At 68.3% G+C, this 17,365-nt stretch carries 14 protein-coding genes, 1 tRNA gene and 1 pseudogene; 5 read left to right on the top strand and 11 right to left on the bottom strand.

Annotated elements, in window-relative coordinates; genetic code table 11:
* Positions 1–6: 6 nt before the first annotated feature.
* On the top strand, positions 7–912 hold the full coding sequence (locus K4S16_RS32920; RefSeq protein ID WP_235037220.1) for an EamA family transporter: 906 nt from the start codon (positions 7–9) through the stop codon (positions 910–912).
* Here K4S16_RS32920 and K4S16_RS32915 read toward each other — a convergent pair.
* A complete protein-coding gene (locus tag K4S16_RS32915; protein ID WP_149262976.1) occupies positions 881–2,053 on the bottom strand; it encodes an RNA polymerase sigma factor in 1,173 nt (390 codons plus the stop codon). The genes K4S16_RS32920 and K4S16_RS32915 overlap by 32 nt on opposite strands.
* The gene (locus K4S16_RS32910; protein WP_149262975.1) at positions 2,050–2,397 is read right to left on the bottom strand and encodes a YciI family protein; all 348 of its coding nucleotides are present in this window, start codon (positions 2,395–2,397) and stop codon (positions 2,050–2,052) included. Before K4S16_RS32910 ends, K4S16_RS32915 begins: the two co-directional genes overlap by 4 nt.
* A gap of 161 nt (positions 2,398–2,558) precedes the next feature.
* On the opposite strand from K4S16_RS32910, the gene K4S16_RS32905 reads away from it, so the two are divergent.
* Positions 2,559–2,631, top strand: a tRNA-Thr gene (locus tag K4S16_RS32905).
* 66 nt (positions 2,632–2,697) lie between these two features.
* Here the strand turns inward: K4S16_RS32905 and K4S16_RS32900 are convergent.
* Complete coding sequence (locus K4S16_RS32900) at positions 2,698–3,351, bottom strand: site-specific integrase (protein ID WP_235037219.1); 654 nt, start codon at positions 3,349–3,351, stop codon at positions 2,698–2,700.
* On the opposite strand from K4S16_RS32900, the gene K4S16_RS32895 reads away from it, so the two are divergent.
* Positions 3,305–4,099 (top strand): hypothetical protein, encoded by a 795-nt coding sequence (locus K4S16_RS32895; RefSeq protein WP_235037218.1) that lies wholly within the window; start codon positions 3,305–3,307, stop codon positions 4,097–4,099. The two genes, K4S16_RS32900 and K4S16_RS32895, sit on opposite strands and share 47 nt — an antisense overlap.
* Positions 4,086–5,249 carry a hypothetical protein gene (locus K4S16_RS32890; RefSeq protein ID WP_149262972.1) on the top strand — a complete coding sequence of 388 codons (1,164 nt, stop codon included), beginning with the start codon at positions 4,086–4,088 and terminating at the stop codon, positions 5,247–5,249. Before K4S16_RS32895 ends, K4S16_RS32890 begins: the two co-directional genes overlap by 14 nt.
* 69 nt (positions 5,250–5,318) lie before the next feature.
* Here the strand turns inward: K4S16_RS32890 and K4S16_RS32885 are convergent, their stop codons facing one another.
* From K4S16_RS32885 to K4S16_RS32865, 4 genes and pseudogenes are all read right to left on the bottom strand, one after another.
* Positions 5,319–6,575 (bottom strand): IS256 family transposase, encoded by a 1,257-nt coding sequence (locus K4S16_RS32885; protein WP_375708355.1) that lies wholly within the window; start codon positions 6,573–6,575, stop codon positions 5,319–5,321.
* A gap of 145 nt (positions 6,576–6,720) precedes the next feature.
* Positions 6,721–8,495, bottom strand: a pseudogene (locus tag K4S16_RS47010) (IS481 family transposase).
* A 559-nt stretch (positions 8,496–9,054) separates the two neighbouring features.
* Positions 9,055–10,494 carry a serine/threonine-protein kinase gene (locus K4S16_RS32870; protein WP_200842257.1) on the bottom strand — a complete coding sequence of 480 codons (1,440 nt, stop codon included), beginning with the start codon at positions 10,492–10,494 and terminating at the stop codon, positions 9,055–9,057.
* A 569-nt stretch (positions 10,495–11,063) separates the two neighbouring features.
* On the bottom strand, positions 11,064–11,561 hold the full coding sequence (locus tag K4S16_RS32865; RefSeq protein WP_149262968.1) for a hypothetical protein: 498 nt from the start codon (positions 11,559–11,561) through the stop codon (positions 11,064–11,066).
* Positions 11,562–12,733: 1,172 nt separating this feature from the next.
* Between K4S16_RS32865 and K4S16_RS32860 the strand changes: the two genes are divergently transcribed.
* Positions 12,734–13,513 (top strand): aminotransferase class IV family protein, encoded by a 780-nt coding sequence (locus tag K4S16_RS32860; RefSeq protein WP_149262967.1) that lies wholly within the window; start codon positions 12,734–12,736, stop codon positions 13,511–13,513.
* A 335-nt stretch (positions 13,514–13,848) separates the two neighbouring features.
* Here the strand turns inward: K4S16_RS32860 and K4S16_RS32855 are convergent, their stop codons facing one another.
* The 4 genes from K4S16_RS32855 to K4S16_RS32840 form a co-directional block, all read right to left on the bottom strand.
* Complete coding sequence (locus tag K4S16_RS32855; RefSeq protein ID WP_149262966.1) at positions 13,849–14,934, bottom strand: FUSC family protein; 1,086 nt, start codon at positions 14,932–14,934, stop codon at positions 13,849–13,851.
* A gap of 274 nt (positions 14,935–15,208) precedes the next feature.
* Positions 15,209–15,985, bottom strand: coding sequence for an SAM-dependent methyltransferase (locus K4S16_RS32850; RefSeq protein ID WP_149262965.1), 777 nt, complete (start codon positions 15,983–15,985; stop codon positions 15,209–15,211).
* 301 nt (positions 15,986–16,286) lie between these two features.
* Positions 16,287–16,661: a hypothetical protein gene (locus tag K4S16_RS32845; protein WP_149262964.1), complete on the bottom strand. Its 375-nt coding sequence runs from the start codon at positions 16,659–16,661 to the stop codon at positions 16,287–16,289.
* Between the two features lie 90 nt (positions 16,662–16,751).
* Positions 16,752–17,288: a hypothetical protein gene (locus tag K4S16_RS32840; RefSeq protein ID WP_149262963.1), complete on the bottom strand. Its 537-nt coding sequence runs from the start codon at positions 17,286–17,288 to the stop codon at positions 16,752–16,754.
* Between the last annotated feature and the right edge of the window lie 77 nt (positions 17,289–17,365).

The following is a 17,365-nucleotide window of genomic DNA, read 5'->3' as shown; positions in this document are numbered from 1 at the left end:
GTTGAGGTGAACCACGCGACAGCCCTCCCGGCACCGACCCTGCGCACCCGCTACGCCTCCGACCTGGCCCTCGCCGCCCTCGCACCCGCGAGCTGGGGCACCACCTACGTCGTCACCACCACCCTGCTGCCCGACGGCCGCCCGATGCTCGCCGCCACCATGCGCGCCCTGCCCGCCGGACTGGTGCTGCTCGCCGCCACCCGCCGGCTGCCGCGCGGCGACTGGTGGTGGAAGTCGGTCGTCCTCGGCCTGCTGAACTTCGGCGCCTTCTTCCCGCTGATCTTCTTCGCCGCCTACCGGCTCCCCGGCGGCGTCGCCGCGACGATCGGGTCCGTCCAGCCGCTGGTCGTGGCGCTGCTGTCGCTCGGCGTCCTGCGGATCCGCCCGGCCCGCGCCGTCCTGTACTCGGCCCTCGCCGGAACCGGCGGCGTCGCCCTGCTGACCCTCAGCGGCGAGGCCCGGCTCGACCCGCTCGGCATCGCCGCCATGCTCACCGCGACCTCGCTCATGGCCACCGCGATCGTCCTGGCCAAGAAGTGGGGACGCCCCGAATCGCCGCTGGTCATGACCGGCTGGCAGCTCACCGTCGGCGGCCTCGTCCTCCTGCCGCTCACCCTCGCGCTGGAAGGCGTCCCGTCCTCGCTGACCGGCGAGAACCTCCTGGGCTTCACCTACCTCGGCATCGTCGGCACCGCGATCGCCTACGCGCTGTGGTTCCGCGGCATCGACCGCCTGCCCCCGACCTCCGTCTCCCTCCTCGGCCTCACGAACCCGATGGTCGCCACCCTGGCGGGCCTGCTGATCCTCGGCCAGACCCTCACCCCGTGGCAGGTCGTCGGCTTCACCATCGCCCTGGGAGCCCTGGTCGCGGGCCAGACCCTCAACCGGAGACCGCGACCCGCCGCCGCCTGAGGAACGCCTTCTCGGCCTCGTCCTCGGTACGCCCGATGGCCTCGTCATAGGCTGCGGCGGCCTCCACGTCCCGCCCCAACCGCCGCAGCAGATCGGCACGGACCGCATGGAACAGGTAGTACCGGCCGAGGTCGAGCCGCTCCACCAACTCCAGCGCGGCCCCGGCCCCCTGCACCTCGCCCACCGCCACGGCCCGGTTGAGCGCCACCACAGGACTCGGCGCCACGACCATCAACTGGTCGTACAGCTGGAGAATCTGATCCCACCGAGTGTCCTCGACCCTCCCGGCATCGCTGTGGACCGCGTTGATGGCCGCCTGGAGCTGGTAGGGCCCGGGCCGCCCGATCTCCAGGCACCGCCGGACGAGCGACTGCCCCTCCTCCACGAGCCCCCGATCCCAGAGCCCGCGATCCTGCTCGCCCAGCAGCACCAGCTCCCCGTCCCGCCGCCGGGCGTCCTTGCGCGACTCGATGAGCAGCATCAACGCCAGCAGCCCCAGCACCTCGGGCTCGTCCGGCATCAGCTCCCGCAGCACCCGCCCCAGCCTGATCGCCTCGTCAGCCAGCTCGTCGCGCCCCCCATAACCCTGGTTGAACACCAGATACACGACCGCGAGGACACCTGAGAGCCGTCCGGGCAGATCGGGCAGCTCCGGCACCCGATACGGAATCCCCGCATCCCGGATCTTCGCCTTCGCCCGGACGAGCCGCTGCGCCATCGTCTTCTCCGGCACCAGGAAGGCTCGCGCGATCTCCGCCGTCGACAACCCGCCCAGCAACCTCAGCGTCAGCGCGACCCGGGCCTCCATCCGCAACGCCGGATGGCAGCACGTGAAGATGAGCCGCAGCCGATCGTCCTCCACGGCCGACGCCTCGGCCGGCTCCGCCGCGTTCAGCAGCACGGCCTGCGCGTACTTCCCGGCCCGCGCCGCCTCCCGCCGCAACCGGTCGATCGCCTTGTTCCGCGCCGTCGTGATGATCCACCCCGCCGGACTCGGCGGCGCCCCCTCCACCGGCCACCTGCGCACCGCCTCGGCGAACGCCTCCTGGACCGCCTCCTCGGCGACGTCCACGTCCCCGAAGACACGGACCAGCACGGCCACCGCGCGCCCGTGCTCCTCCCGGAAGACCCGCTCGATCACACCTCGCCCAGGAACGGCCGCACCTCGATCGGCAACCCGGTCACCTGCGTGAACCTGGCCGCCACCTTCAACGCCGCCTCCAGATCCACCACCTTGATGACGGTGATGCCGCCGACGTGCTCCTTCCCCTCCGTCCACGGTCCGTCCGTCGCGATGATCTCGCCATCCCGCATGCACACCACGGTGCTCGCCTCCGGCTGCTCCAGCCCCCGCCCGAACACCCAGCACTCCTGCCGCTCCAGATCCCGCCGCACCTCGGCGAGCTCCGCCATCACCGGCTCCAGCACCTCCGGCGGCGGGATCTCCCCGACCGGCTGGATGATGTTGAGCACATAGAGCTTCATCCCTCCTCCTTCACCGAACGACGCCGCCCCCACGACACTGTCCTTCCCCGCGAGGCCCCCTCCCCTCCCACACGAACGGCCCTCCACCAGATCGACACCCACCCCAGAAAAAACCCGGATCCCCCCGAGCCCCCAAGTCGACTACGATGCGGGACGAGCCCGCCGGCGTAGCTCAATTGGCAGAGCATCTGTCTTGTAAACAGAAGGTTAGGGGTTCAAGTCCCCTCGCCGGCTCCCACCTCAAAGCCCCCTTGCGATCATCACAAGGGGGCTTTTGCTAACGGTCTTGCTAACAGCGGCCTACGCCGCGCCGTCGATCCTGTCCGCGAAGATCGTGGCCGCTTCGGCGAGCTGCTCGTTGACGACGTGCGCGTAGACCCGCAGCGTGATCGCCGGGTCAGCGTGCCCGAGCCTCGCGGCGACGACGTGAACGGGAACGCCCGCCAGGAGCAGAGTCGTCGCGTGGACGTGGCGAAGGTCGTGAAGCCGAGCATGGGGGAGAGGGGCGACGCCGTCCGCCGCGTTGTGCTCTTTGATCAGCGTCGCCATGAGGGACGAGACCGTGTCCGGATGCACCGGCTCACCCCATCCGGTGGTGAACACGTGGCCGTCCTCCGCGCCCTTCCAGAACTCTCCCGCCTTGAGCTTGTCAGCGAACTGGCGCTTCCGGTGGGCGCCGGCGACGAACCCCACCGACCCTTTGATGTGGATCGAGGCCCCGTCGAGGTCGACGTCAGGCCACCGCAGGTTGAGCAGCTCACCGCGCCGAGCACCGGTGTAGGCGGCCAGGTGGAAGAACGCCGACAGCCGATGCTTCTCAGCAGTGAGGAGGAAGGCCCGGAGCTGCGCAGCCGTCCAGACCTTGCCGGGCTCGGCACGGTGGAGCCGAGGCCGCTTCGCCCGTTCCGTGGGGTTGGATGTCGCCGAGCTGCTCGCCGCCCTTGAGCACCACATCGACGCCCCCGAGACCGGCGAGGTCAGTTGGGGTGCCACTGCCCGCACCATCCCGGCCGCCAAGGCCCGGCTCTCCGGCATGCCCAGCGCCGCCAGCGGCCACGCCCAGGACCTCGGTCGCAGACTCCTCCAGCTCCAGCGCGACCGCCGTCTGAACGACGCCGACATCACCGAGCTTGCCGGCCTGTCCGGTCACGTGGTCGAGCTGGCGAAGACCATCGACATAGCCGAAGACGGCGCCGCACGGCTGGAATACCGCTTTGACATGCTGAATCTCGGCGACAAGCCGCAGGCCCGCGTGTCCTGCGAAGTCTGGTTCCAGCACACCACCGGGCCCCTGGTCATCAAGCCCGTCCCCGACATTGACCGGCGCATCGCGATCCAGCGGATTCACGACACGACCAACCTCGCCAAGTTCGCCTTTCAGATCTCGCCGCCGCTCAAGCCGGGGGAGTGGGCCCGCGTCGGCTACGTCTGCGAGGCCGGAAAGTTCGATCTGAACCACTACTGGCGCGAATCGATGCCGCGCTACTGCCGCCGCTACGAGATCCACGTCCGGCAACGCGGCGTGGACCTCGCGGGATGCACCGCGAGCGAGGAACATCCCGACGGTTCGGAGAACTCCGCCACCGATAGCCTCGTGTGGGACATCGACGGCAAGGACGCCGTCATGTCCCTGACCCGTGATCACCTGCGCCCGAATCAGGCCGTGACGCTGCGCTGGGAGCCGATCCGTGAACCTGCGTGACGAGATCGAAACGACCCTACGGACCTGGCACGCCTACGAGACCGGCCGCGGATCAGTCGCCGTGATCGACTTCGACTGCGCACCCACCACCACGCCCACCGAACCGGCCGACAGCCGCTTGGCGGTCTACCAGCGTCTGACCGATCTACGCGCCCGCACCGCCGAGGCCGGAGCCGACCGCCTCACAGCCCGCCTCACCGCCGATCTGGCCTACCTGGGGGCGCTGCTAGGCGAACACAGGCCTTTGAACGACTACGTCCAGGCAACCCAGGGATGCCCCGCCGCCGGATGGCAGGACGGCTACATCACCCACCGAGGCGAGCAGGCCCGCCACGCACTCGACACCTTGGGCATCGCGTGGGGGCCCGACACCGCGCGCGAGCTGAACGCGGTCGAGGGGCCCATTGAGACCGACGAGGCCCCCGACGCGATCCGCCAGGCCGCCGCCGACTACGAGCCCGCAGTCCGCCAGATCACCGGCAGCCAGGCCCCGTTCAATCTCACCGTTGAGACGGCCGAGGTTGACGCCTACTGGGCGTACTGGCTGGACGGTGCCGGCGACAAGGTCCGCCTACGCCTCAACCTCCGCCGCGCCAGCTTCACCAAGGTAGCCGCCCGCCAATTCGCCCTTCACGAGGTTCTCGGCCACGGCCTCCAGAGCGCGAGTTGGTCAGCCCGAGCCGCCACCAAAGACGTCCCCTGGGTCCGCCTGATGTCGGTCCACGCCCCCCAACAAGTCCTGCTCGAAGGACTGGCCCAGGCGCTGCCCCTGTTCATCGCCCCCGACGACGAGCTACTGGCCACCCGGACCAAGTTCGACCACTACAACCAACTCGTTCGCGCCGAGCTGCACATAGCCCTCAACCAGGGCGCCGGCATCGCCGAGTTGGCCGACCATGCCCGCTTTCGCATGCCCTGGATCAGGGACGCCGCCATAGCCGACCTGCTCACCGACCGAGGAGCCAACCCCCAACTCCGCTCGTACCTGTGGGCCTACCCGGCCGGAATCGACTGGTTCGCCAACCTCGCCGAAGCCGACAAGCCGACCAGGACGAGGGTCCTACAGGCCGCCTACCGCGATCCGCTCACCCCGAGCGAGCTGGAAGCCCTCTGGCCAGCAGGCCCCACCATCGGCGGTCAGGGCACCTAAAACCCAAGGTCAGCCGGGTATCCCGCCGGGGACTGTCTGAAAGTCTGTGGGTGAGGCAGTGATCGGCTTTCAGTTCAGGGTGATGCGGTCACCGTAGTGCAGCGCCAGGGCGTTCAGCGCGGCCTTCCAGCCGGGGGTTTTGCCGGTGACGTTCGGCCGGTTCTTCAGCGGCTGGCGGATGACCAGGTAGAGCACTTTGAGGGCGGCCTGCTCGGTGGGGAAGTGCCCGCGGCGGCGGGCGGCCTGGCGGAACCGGGCGTTCAGGCTCTCGATCGCGTTGGTGGTGTAGATGACCTTGCGGATCTCGGCCGGGAACGCCAGGAACGGCGTGAACGTCGGCCAGGCGTCCCGCCACAACCGGATCACCGCCGGATAGCGGTCGCCCCACTCGGCCTCGAACTCGGCGAACCGCTGCTGGGCGGCGGCCTCGGTCGGGGCGGTGTAGATCTGCCGAAGGTCGCGGGTGAGCCGGCTCCAGTGCACCTTGGACGCGTAACGCAGTGAGGAGCGGACCAGGTGCACCACGCACTGCTGCACGGTGGCCTGCGGCCAGATCTCCTCGATCGCCTCCGGCAGGCCCTTGAGCCCGTCGCAGCAGGCGATACAGACGTCTTGGACGCCGCGGTTGCGGAGTTCGGCCAGCACGGTCATCCAGTGCTTGGCGCCCTCACCGCCGGTCCCCACCCACAGCCCGAGCACGTCGCGTTCGCCGTGGCAGTTGATGCCCAGCGCCACGTAGATCGGGCGGTTGGCCACCTGGCCTTCGCGGATCTTCACATACAGCGCGTCGATCAGCACGACCGGGTAGACGCTGTCGAGTGGGCGGGCCCGCCAGGCCTCCATCTCGGCCACGACCTTGTCGGTGACCCGGGAGATCAGGTCGCGCGACACCTCGACCTGGTAGATCTCGGCCAGGTGCGCGCGGATCTCCCCGGTGGTCAGGCCCTTGGCGTACAGGGACACGATGGCCTCGTCGAACCCCTCGATTCGGCGGGCGTGCTTGGGCACGATCTGCGGGGTGAACTCGCCCGCCCGGTCCCGCGGCACCTCGATCCGCACCGGCCCGACCTCGGTCGACACCGTCTTGGACGAGCTGCCGTTGCGGTGGTTACCTGTCGGCTCGGCCGGACGTTCGCCCCGCTCATAGCCCAGATGCTCGGCCATCTCGGCTTCCAGCGCGGCCTGCAGCACCGTCTTGGTGATCCCGGCCAGCAGTCCATCTGGCCCGACCAGCGACACTCCCTCGGCCTTGGCCTTCTCGACCAGCTCGGCGGCGAGCTGGACCTCCAGCCCGCCCTGCGGCTCGTCCTCAGCGTGGTTGGTCACGTGTGATCCTTCCCGGCCGGGGCATCGGCCCCAGCCTTCCGGATCACCACCCCACCCACACGATCTTTAGGACAGTCCCTCCCGCCGATGTGCAAGCTCGGTTGATGGTTGACGTTTTGTGTTCGGGTGATGGTTGACGCCGTCCCTAGGTTTCGTAGGTGATGTGGCCGCTTGCTCGGCGGCGGTTGACCTCCTTGATCAGGGTTCTGGGGTGGACGGCCAGTTCCTGGCCTGCGTGCAGGATGCGGAACTGGGTGTCTTCGCAGATCACGGTGACGACTTTGCCGCGGTGGGTTTGTCCGAGGTGGAGTTTGCAGCCGGCGACCATCAGCGAGCCCTGGCTGGAGACGACCCGCTGAACTGCGGCGGGGCTGGTCTCGGCGAGGGGGGCGGGGTCGGCGGCGCGGGCGCCTTGCAGACGGGCGCGTTGGTCGCCGGTCAGTGGGCTGGGCCGGGTGCAGGCCAGTGCGCCGTCGGCCAGGACGTGGATCAGGTGCGGGCCGATGCGCAGGGTGACGCGTCGGCCGGCGAGGGGAAGGCCGACGCTGATCTGTTTTCCGGCCAGGGAGACCAGTCCGGCGGTGTTGACGGTGCGGTCGACCTCGACCAGCGCGTTGGTGGCCAGTTCCCCGGTGGGCGGCGCGGTGGCCGGGGACGGGCGGCCGGGGCGTGCGCCGCGGGCGTGGAGTCGGCGGAGGTCGTCGCTGGTGAGGGTGACCGGGTGGGTTTTGATGAGCTGGTCGTGGTGGAAGACGTGCAGGGTGGTGGTGCTGGCCCAGACCGTGACCTTCTGGCCGGCCAGGGTGGGGCCGAGCCAGATCTGCCGTCCGGCGGCGGTCATGTTGCCGCTGGCCGGGACGGTGCGGTCGAACTCCACCGCTGCCGGGACCGCTGCCGACAGGGCGGGGGCCGTGGGCGGACCTGCGGTGGGCGGGCCGGGGGTGGTGGGCACCGGTGCCAGGTCGGCGGGCAGCCGCAACGGCAACGACGCCGACATGGTTCTGCCCGGTGCCGGGCCGGGTGGTGAAGCGGTCGGCGGGGGGTGGCCATGTCCAGGGCCTGGTGGGGGCGGGCGGTGTTGTAGTCGGCGACCCATGCGTCCAGGGCGTGCTGGGCGTGGAGCAGGCTGGGGAACGGGACGTGGACGGCCAGGAACTCCTCGCGGACGGTGCGATGCCAGCGTTCGACCTTGCCGGTGGTGGTGGGTGAGCGGATCTTGGTGTGTCGGGCGGTGATGCCGTTGTCGCGGCAGATCCTTTCGAACAGCACCTCGACCGGGCGGGGCCGGGTGAACCGGCCGGTGAACTGCTTGCCGTTGTCGGTCAGCACCTCTTCGGGCGCCCCGTGCTCGGCCAGGGCGGCGGCGAACGCGGCGCAGACCGCGCGGGCCGAGGCCCGCGACACCAGGCGGGCGATGACGATGAACCGGGAGTGGTCGTCGATGCCGCTGACCAGCTTGATCTCGCGGCCGTCGGTGAGCATGACCCCGCCCATGATGTCGATCTGCCACAGCTGCATGGGTGCGTCGCGTTCCCACCGCTGATACGACGAGCGCGGGCGGCGCCGCCCGCCGGGGACGACCAGGCCGTTGCGGGCCAGGATCCGCGACAACGTCGCCGTTGAGGGCACCGGATCCACGCCCCGGCGGGCCAGCTCATGCGCCAGCCGGGCCGGTCCCCACCGCGGATGGGCCCTGCGCAGTTCACACACCAGCGCCTCCACCTCGGCCGCCGTGCGATGCGGGCAACTCGCCGGCCGGTGCGACCGGTCCGCCAACGCCGCCAGCCCACCGGACCGATACCGGCCCAGCCAGGCGTGCACACTCTGCCGCGACACTCCGTACCGCTCGGCGACCTCGGTCACCGGGCATCCTGCCTCTACTTCCAGCACAGCGCGATACCGCTGCTCCACGACGCTCAGCTCCACCAGCGCCAACCCGACCTCCCCGCGACCGATCCAACGATCACGCGAAAGCCAAGCCAGCCGACAGGGCGTCAAGCATCAACCGATGCCGGAGTGTCAAGCATCAACCGAGGAAGGACAAGGGTATCCCGCCGACCGGATGAGTACTTTCTCTACGTCTTCAAGGGCGCCCCGCACGCGGGGCGCCGGGCGGCCGCGCCCGGCTCTGCGAGCCGGGCATGCGGCCTGTTCCGTCCGGTCCCGTCTCGCAGCCCGGCCACGGCCGCCCCGAGACAGCGCGAGCGTCTAGACGGCCGATCGACGGTCACCAGCAGGGCGGCGGACACGCTGTCCGTTCTTCCGGGTCCATGCAGATTTCGCGTGTGACTGTCTACGTACCGAGTGTTGGACGTGCCCGAAGCGAGGGCTTCGCAGCCCCCAGCCCCCCGCGAGCCAGAGCACTCATCCGCGCGAATCTGCCTGTCACACCGTCTCGCCGTTCGCGCGGACAAGCGCTCCGGTACGAGGTGCGCTTGTACTCGGGCGCCAGGGCGCCATGATGGCAGGAGAGATCGAGTCAGTTTCGGCGCAAGTGCTTGCGGATGGCTTTCGCCTCCTTTCTCACGGACGCCGCTTCGGCGTGGAGGCCCAGCATCCTCAGCGTGATGCCGAGGTTGTGTAGCGACTGGGCGAGGTCGGGGCGGTGACGGTCGGGGTCGGCCACGGCCAACTTCCGCCGGATCGCGACCGCCTCCTGCTTCACGGACGCCGCTTCGGCGTGGAGGCCCAGTTCCCCCAGCGTGATGCCGAGGTTGTGTAGCGACTGGGCGAGGTCGGGGCGGTAGCGGTCGGGGTCGGCCACAGCCAGTTCCCGGAGGATCGCGACCGCCTCCTGCTCTAGGGGCGCCGCTTCGGCGTAGAGGCTCAGTTCCCCCAACGTGAAGCCGAGGTTGTGTAGCGACTGGGCGAGGTCGGGGCGGTAACGGTCGGGGTCGGCCACGGCCAGCACCCGGTACCTGGCGACCGCCTCCTGTTCGGACAGATCCTTGGCAGCACCAGTTAGATGGGCCGGACCCCTGTCATCTGGGAAGGAGATGGGGCTGCGCGCGAGAGGTAGGTCGTTGGTATAGGTGAGGGTGTTGGCGCGGGGCGTGGGTTGTTGGTCAGTGGGTCGGACCTCAACGTTGAGCTTGCTGCCGGAGCCGATCATGGTGGTGAGGGAGGCGCGGATCTGCTCGACGGACAGCCGGTCGGCGGGATTTTTGCGTAGCAGGCCGTTCAGGACGTGCGCGAGCGGCTCGCTGCATTTGGGTGGTGCGGGGTCCTGGGTCGCGATGGCGACGAACATTGCCCCGTGCGTGAGGCCAGTGAACGGCGGGCGGCCTTCTACCGCCATGTACAAGGTCGCGGCGAGTGACCACAGGTCCGAGGCGGGAGTGACCGCCTGTCCGTTGATCTGTTCGGGGGACATGTAGGCGGGCGTGCCCACCAGTGCACCCGAGGGGGTGAGGGTGGCATCGCCCTCAACCGCGGCGATACCGAAGTCGGTCAGGACGATCCGATCGCCGTCCAGCAGCACGTTGGGCGGTTTGACATCACGGTGCACGATGCCGTGCGCGTGTGCGGCCGACAGCGCCTCCAGCATCGCTAACCCGAGTGCGGCAACCTGCTGCTCAGGGAGGGCTTTCCGCTCGGTCAGCAGGTCCGCCAGGGATGGGCCGTGGATCAGCTCCATCACGATCCACGGACGGCCGTCCTCGCCGATCACCCGGTCGTAGACGGTGACGATTCCCGGGTGCCTCAGCCGGGCGGCGGCTCGGGCCTCCCTGCTCATCCGGGCGTACCACACGCGCCGTTCCTGCTCGGTGACCTGCTCGGGCACCCGCAGTTCCTTGATGGCCACCTCGCGATCTAGGTCGGTGTCATAAGCGCGCCACACAGCGCCCATCCCGCCCTGCCCGATCCGGCCCAGCTTCCGGTACCGGCCCGCCAGCACACCCGCACGATCCCAACCCACGATCGGAACATACCCGCAACGAACGGGCCGGGACGAACGATAACGAGCCCTTGGTCGAAGGCGTCTCCTGACGCGCTGCCCAAACCCGGGTGAACGTATGTGCCCGAAAATGCAAGCGTCCCGCATCTCGGCGCAAAGGCGGTCAGGGGGACGAAACGCTCCCGCAGAACCTCCATCAACGGGGGGCGTGTTCGCCGTCGGCGTCGAACGCCTGTAGATGGACGTCCCGCACGGCCGCGAGTCGCCTGGTCGTTCCTCATAAAGTCCAACCGAGGCACCTTAGGCAGGGCAGAGGCGCCACGAATACGGCTCGGTGTTTCGCCGTTCGTACGGAGGGACCACTTGGGGGAGTGGTGCTAACGCCCGTGCTAACAACGGGGTTGGATGATCTCGGACGGATGTGGACGCACGGGACGGTGCCGCGCTGGCAAGAGGGCATGTGTGGACATCCCTGGATATGTCTGATCTTGCTTGTAAACAGAAGATTAGGGGTTCGTGTCCCCTCACCGGCTCCCATTGCAGGCCCCTCCCGACCTTTGAGTCCTTGGGCCCGTTACAACGCTGCGAGTTCACTGATAGGCCGTGGTGAAACCGGCGATGGCGGTGATGAGGCTCATGACTATGCCGTAGGCGAGAGCAGCTTTGAGTGGGATCAGATCAGATAGTGCGAGGGTGCTGGTGGGGTCAGTGCGGCGGTAGGTGAGATAGATGAGAGGGGGATAGAGGAGGGCGAAGGCGGTGGTGCCAATGATGAGGCCGACCGCGCGGAGGCGGCTGTCGGACTGGTCGCGGACGGCGGTGTTCACATCGAACCTGATCTTGGCGGCTTGGGCTGTCAGGTCTGCCGCCGCTGCGGGGTCGGACTTGGCTAGGCTCTGGGCCTTGGAATCGAGCGCGCTTGCGTGGGCGTGCTGCGCCTGCTGGAGCTGGGCCGAACCGGGCGGAGACTTCAACTCAAAGAGCGCGTGCTTGTCCAAGGCGAATCCGATGATCAGAAAGTAGACGATCGTTCCCCAGCCGAGCACTTTCAAGATCACTTCTCGCCGTGCGGCGCCGTCCATCTCCATGGAGAACCCTCCTGTTAGGCGCGTAGGGATCTACATTATGGGGATCTTCTGCTTTTCTCTCCGGAGAAGAAGGCAAGCCGACAGGTAGTGACGCAGCGCCGGGGTATTCCGTCGACGTCGTGGCAGCCCTGATCGTCAGCGAACTGTCCGACGATGCCCGCTGGACCAGACGGCATTCACGGCCGATGGATCGGGGCGACAGCGCACCTGGACAGGGGGCTGGCCGTGTCCAAAGCGCGAGCCTCGTGACCCGAGCCGCCCACCGGCCGGTGGACCGCGCCTTTGCCTGGTCGGCGTGCAGCGTGCGCAGGCTATCTATGATCTCCGGTGTGATAACCGAGCGCGCATAAGCCGCTCCCGGCCTTCCGGCCAGGGGGCAGCGGCGCTCACGCCGTTGGCATGGCTTGCCGCCCGCGTTGCCGATGTGCGCGGCGGCGGCTCCGGTCGCGTGACCGCCCGCGAGGCTGGGCTCGCTCTCGGCGAACGGGATGCTGCGGAGTTCAGCCACCGTAGGCCGATCCGGGCCCAGGCAATGGCTTCTGCTCGACACGATGCCTGATACGGAATCGTTGATACGGCGCTTTGGCCGACCCCCACCCTGCCGGCATGAGGACGAAGCCGCGGGCCGCGCCGCACCTAACCCGACTTGCGGTCCCTGCGCCGGTTGAGGCAAGCGAAGAAAGCCTGAGAGGCCCTGATCACAAAGGAAGGGTCTCCGCCCCCCTGCAGCGACTGTGTTCCGATGAAGTTCGCGTTGGGACCCCGCCGTCGTTCATACTCGGCGTTGGTCTGCCCGGGAATGCGCTTCTCAGGTGCGGTCATCGTGCTCCAACGGTCGTTGTGGACCTCGCCTTATGGCGCGAGCCGCGGCTTCGTCGCTCTGACGCAATCCGCCCCCCCCTCTGGTTGCCCCGGCGGGGTGACTACGGCTACCGACCGCAGCCCTCGCGTCAGCGCCTGGGGAGCCGGTTCCAGTGCTCGCTTCGCGCCATGGCAGTGCATACGCGGCGCGGCGAGCCGCACCAGCTTCTGGCCCGGACCTACGCGATCGCTCATACCGACAACCGGGTCGTGTTGATCAAGATGTTCCCGCGTCCTGACGCCGACGCAGCGGCGATCTTGTGCTGCGCCCGGCCCGTTAGCAGCCCGTACCTCCTGACACACTGGGCTCTGTGGCTGAACTCAACGGCATACCTGTCTCCCCGAATGAGCTCCAAGCACTGGCTCTGGTGAACTACGGTCACTTCACCTCGATGCGCGTGGAAGGCCAGCACGTCAGGGGCTTCTCACACCATCTGGAGCGGCTTGTTCGAGACTGCCGTGTGCTGTTCGGTCACGAGTTGGACCGCCAACAGGTCCGGGAGTACGTCAGACAGGCCACCGCCGGACGGGACGGCGTGTTCGTCGTGCGCGTGACGATCTACGATCCCGACCTCGAACTTGGCCACCCGGGAGCCCGAGCCAAACCGAAGGTCCTCGTCACGACCCGCCGGTCCGGGGCGTGGCCGATGGCGCCGATCCGGGTCCAGTCCGTCCCCTACGTGCGCGAGCTGCCTGAACAGAAGCACCTCGGCCTGTTCGGCACCCTCAGGCATCGCCGCAACGCCCAACTCGACGGATTCGACGACTGCGTCTTCACCGACTCGGACCTGTACGTCTCCGAAGGAGCAACGTGGAACATCGGGTTCTTCGACGGACAGCAAGTCATCTGGCCTAACGCCGAAGTGCTCACAGGCGTGACCATGCGCCTACTGCACGAGGTGCACGAAGCGACATCCATCGCCCCCGTCAACCTCTCCGACCTGCCCGGCATGGAAGCCGCGTTCGCGACCAACACGGCCATTGGAGTGCGCGCGATCACGGCCATCAACGAGGTGGAGTTCCCGGAAGAGCATCCGATTCTGGAGACCCTTCGCAAGGAATACGAAGAGATCCCGGCGGAAGCACTCTGAGAACCGTCCCGCTGTGGTGCGGGCGACGGTTGGACGACTGCGAAGCGGGGGCTCGCGACATCCAGCCTCCGAGGACCGGAGGGCGGGGCCGCGCGAAGCTGTCTGTCATTTCGTCTCGCCGTTCGTGCGGGTGCGCCGTCCGGGACGAGCGTGCAGCCGTCCAGAGGACGAGTCGGCGGCGGGACCGGCGCGCAGTGGGTGTCCACAGGCTGTCCATGCCCGTTCCTGACCGGCTCCTCCATATCTCGAAGTCGAAGGGACGCAGGCACAGGGGCCTCACATCGATCTCATGTGAGGCTGCGGGCCTATGGGGGCTGAGTCGGAGCGGGGCGTGTTCAGGTCGGCTGGGGTGGTGCTTTGGTGGTCAGCTTGGCGATCTGCTCTGCCAGCAGCATGACGAGCAGGCTGATCCCCACACCGCACAGCGTCCACAGCACTCGGTAGCCCTCAGCCGCGTAGTCGGAGGGCTGCGGAAGGTCCACCATGATCAGCACTCCCGCGGCGATGGCCGCGCTGTAGAGCGTGTAGCTGAAGAAGCGGATCCCCGCCGCGTGCATGAACAACACGAGTGCCACCACTCCGAGTCCGTGCTCCACCGCGAACAGCCGGAGTCCGTGTTCGCTCGCTGGAACCAGCAGTAGCAGCGCGGCTGCTGCGGCGCCGATCAACGCGCCCACAAGGCGCTGCGCGGCTATGAGCGTCGTCTGCTCCAGGCTCGGCTTCATCGCGATCATGGCCGCGATCGGGATCCAGACGCCGTGTGACAGGTTCAGTCCAAGCGCGAGCGCGACGGTGCCGGCGATGACCACGGCGCGGATCACCACGAACATGACCAGTGGTCGAGTCGGTTTCTTTCGCGAGGCGTCGCCCGGGATCTCCGCGAACGGCTGGGGCGAGTCCGCACGCCCGCGGATCAGCCACCAAATGAACGTCACCGCGATCCACAGCGCTGCCCCACCGGCCCAGGCGAGCACCTGAGCCCAGGTGTAGTTGGTGATGCGGGCGTGTTGATGGAGGTTGAACTCCAGTCCGATGACGACGATGAACCAGATGTTGAGTAGCAGGGCGTTGACGAGTCTGCGCACCCCGAATGCGACGGTCAGTCCGGCCGCGAGCGTGACCACGAAAGCCGCCAGGACCGGCCAGCCCCAGGCCTCCCTCCCGATTCCGAACCCCAGCGCGGTCAGCCCTGCCCCGACCAGTGCAAAGGCGGAGATGTGCGCCACGCGATGTCCGTAACCGCCTCCCGGGTCGGACAGCGCAGCGAGAAGCAGGCCGAACAACGCGCTGAGAAGGTACTGCTCGTGCCCGATCGCCCAGAAGACGAACAGCGGCACCAGCCCGACGTCCAGAAACGCCACCGCCCGCGGCCAGTTGACGTCCGCGGGGTTGAGTTGGAACACCTCCGACAGCCAACTCATCACCCTCCGGCTGTGAACAGGCTGTCCTCCTCGTTCGGTCGCCCTGGCCATGGCCCGCCCCTGTCCGCCCGCCCGTCGCCGGGTATGCCGCTCCAAGTCCCCAACTTTGTGGAGGTACTGCTGGCGTACCCCGACCGAGCGCCCTTCTTCTCTTGGACGAGGATGGAGCCCAAGGGTGCCTCGTAGGGCTGCCCAGCAAGGTCAACAAACGATCTGGGCAGTTGTCGTGCTCTTGGAGCAGGGGTCTCTTTGCGCCCGGGCCGGCCGCCACGACCTACGGCACTTGGGCGACGCCGGCGAAAACGCGTAGCTCTCCCACCGGGGCACCGTTCTCGGGACGCCACGCCGCGACATCGACCAAGCCCGGCTCGAGCAACGGCAGCCCGCCGAACATTCGGCCGATCTCCCCGCGTGTGCGGAGCCGCGCGTCCGCCGACGATCCGGTGAACACCTTGCCGATGCGCTCGCGCAGCTCACTGCCGGCGCCGTCACCGGACACGTGTGTGATCACCACGTGCGAGCCGGGGGCCAGAGCGTGGGCGTAGGCGGCCACGAGCCCGGCCGGGTCGTCGCCGTCGCCGATCAGATGCAGCACGTTGACGAAGAGCAGCCCGACCGGCTCTGACAAGTCCAGATGCTCGCCTGCGCCCTTGAGCACCGCGGTGGTGTCGCGGATGTCGGCCGACAGGAAGGTTGAACCCGAGTCGGGGTCGAGGAAGGCGCGGCCGTGCGTCAGCACGATGGGGTCGTTGTCGACGTACACGGTCTTGGAGTCGGCGGCTGCGGCCTGGGCGACCTCGTGGGTGTTCTCCACCGTCGGCAGGCCGGCGCCGAGATCGAGGAACTGGCGGACACCCAGTCCGGCCAGGTGGCGGACCACGCGCCGTAGGAAGGCCCGGTTCTGCCGGGCAGTGTCGCGGATCTCTGGAGCGATCTCCAGCAGCATCTCCGCGGCCCGCCGGTCCACGGCGTGGTTGTCCTTGCCGCCGAGGACGTAGTCGTAGACGCGCGCGGCGCTGGGACGGTCGACATCGACATCGGAGGGGGACATGTGCACGAATGCTGCCACGGGACTTACCGGCAGAAACCCTGCTGTGACCGGACGTGGTCGAAATTCGTTCGGACTGCGGATGCGGTCCCGGGTCCTGGCGCGGCTGACTGCGCCATCCCCTAACGCTGGAGGACTCATAAACAAAGGTCGCGCGATCAGGATGATGAACGGCGACGAAGATTATGACGACGACTCCAGCGCGATGATGACACCGACCTTCGGGCCTGCAAGCGCTGGGCGCAGGGCCGGTCAGCGGTCCTGCGCCCGTCCGTCGCGCGTCAGCGATCGGGGCCGACCGGTCTCACGTCTTCTTCTGCCCTTTGGCCTGGCCGGCGCTCGCAGGAGTCCTCCGGCTGGTTCCCCGACTGGTGCCGGGGTGCTCCATGGCCTTGAGGATTTCGGGAGCCAGGGCCTCCGCCAGCGCCGGGGCCAGGGCATCGGCCAGGGAGGACGCGAGGACCTCGACGAGCAGGAGCCGCTCGAGCGTCAGGCCCGTCGGTCCCGCCGTCGATGCCGATGTCATCGCCGTCTCGATCAGTTTCGCCTTGGAATCCCCACCGCGCGCGCGAGCCTTCGTGGTCTGACCGCCCTCGTTGAGGATTTCCCGGATCAGATCGTCGACCAGTGACTCGATTGGATCCTGACCAGCCGACTGGCCGGATTCCTCGGACGCCATGAATTGCTCCTCTGCGGTTGTTGCGATCAGTCCCCCGGTCACCGGGTTCCGGCGACCGGGGGACGTTGTGCCTGCGGCCCGATGTCCTTGTCAGCGCTTCGCGAGCGCGGCGAGCAGGAGCGGGTGCTCGATGATGCCCTCCCCGTCCTGTTCCCGGCGGCGCATGAGGGCGGCGAGCAGTACTGGGTGCTCGATGATGCTTTCCCCGCGCTGCTGCCTACGGCGCATGAGGGCGGCGAGCAGCAGTGGGTGCTCGATGATGCTTTCCCCGCGCTGCTGCCTTCGACGCATGAGAGCGGCAAGGAGGAGCGGGTGCTCGATGATGCTTTCCCCGCCCTGTTCCCGGCGGCGCATGAGGGCGGCAAGGAGCAGTGGGTGCTCGATGATGCCCTCACCGTCCTCTTCGCGGCGGCGCATTAGAGCGGCGAGAAGGAGTGGGTGCTCGATGATGCCCTCGCCCTGTTCCCGGCGGCGCATGAGGGCGGCGAGCAACAGCGGGTGCTCGATCGCGGGCTCGGCGGCCTCCTCACGACGGGAAGCAAGCGCAGCGAGCAGGACCGCCTCGATCGCGCGCTCCTCGCCTTCGCCCTCCTCGACGGACGGGGCCCGCTCTGCTGTCGTCGTCACGAAAGTCTCCTTCCCATGTGGGTGACAGTATCCGTACTTCGTTGGCAGAATTCCCCCGACAAACGGCACACTATGCA

Origin of the sequence: Actinomadura sp. K4S16, assembly GCF_008327685.1 — a bacterium.
GTDB lineage: Bacteria > Actinomycetota > Actinomycetes > Streptosporangiales > Streptosporangiaceae > Spirillospora.
The sequence above is the reverse complement of the archived record's forward strand: the minus strand, read 5'-3'. Positions and strand labels throughout refer to the sequence as shown.

Excerpts from the sequence above, each read along its gene's own strand:
- K4S16_RS32910 (WP_149262975.1), bottom strand. The coding sequence starts at position 2,397 with ATGAAGCTCTATGTGCTCAACATCATCCAGCCGGTCGGGGAGATCCCG.
- K4S16_RS32865 (WP_149262968.1), bottom strand. The coding sequence starts at position 11,561 with ATGGAGATGGACGGCGCCGCACGGCGAGAAGTGATCTTGAAAGTGCTC.
- K4S16_RS32855 (WP_149262966.1), bottom strand. The coding sequence starts at position 14,934 with ATGAGTTGGCTGTCGGAGGTGTTCCAACTCAACCCCGCGGACGTCAAC.
- K4S16_RS32850 (WP_149262965.1), bottom strand. The coding sequence starts at position 15,985 with ATGTCCCCCTCCGATGTCGATGTCGACCGTCCCAGCGCCGCGCGCGTC.
- K4S16_RS32900 (WP_235037219.1), bottom strand. The coding sequence starts at position 3,351 with ATGTGGTGCTCAAGGGCGGCGAGCAGCTCGGCGACATCCAACCCCACG.
- K4S16_RS32845 (WP_149262964.1), bottom strand. The coding sequence starts at position 16,661 with ATGGCGTCCGAGGAATCCGGCCAGTCGGCTGGTCAGGATCCAATCGAG.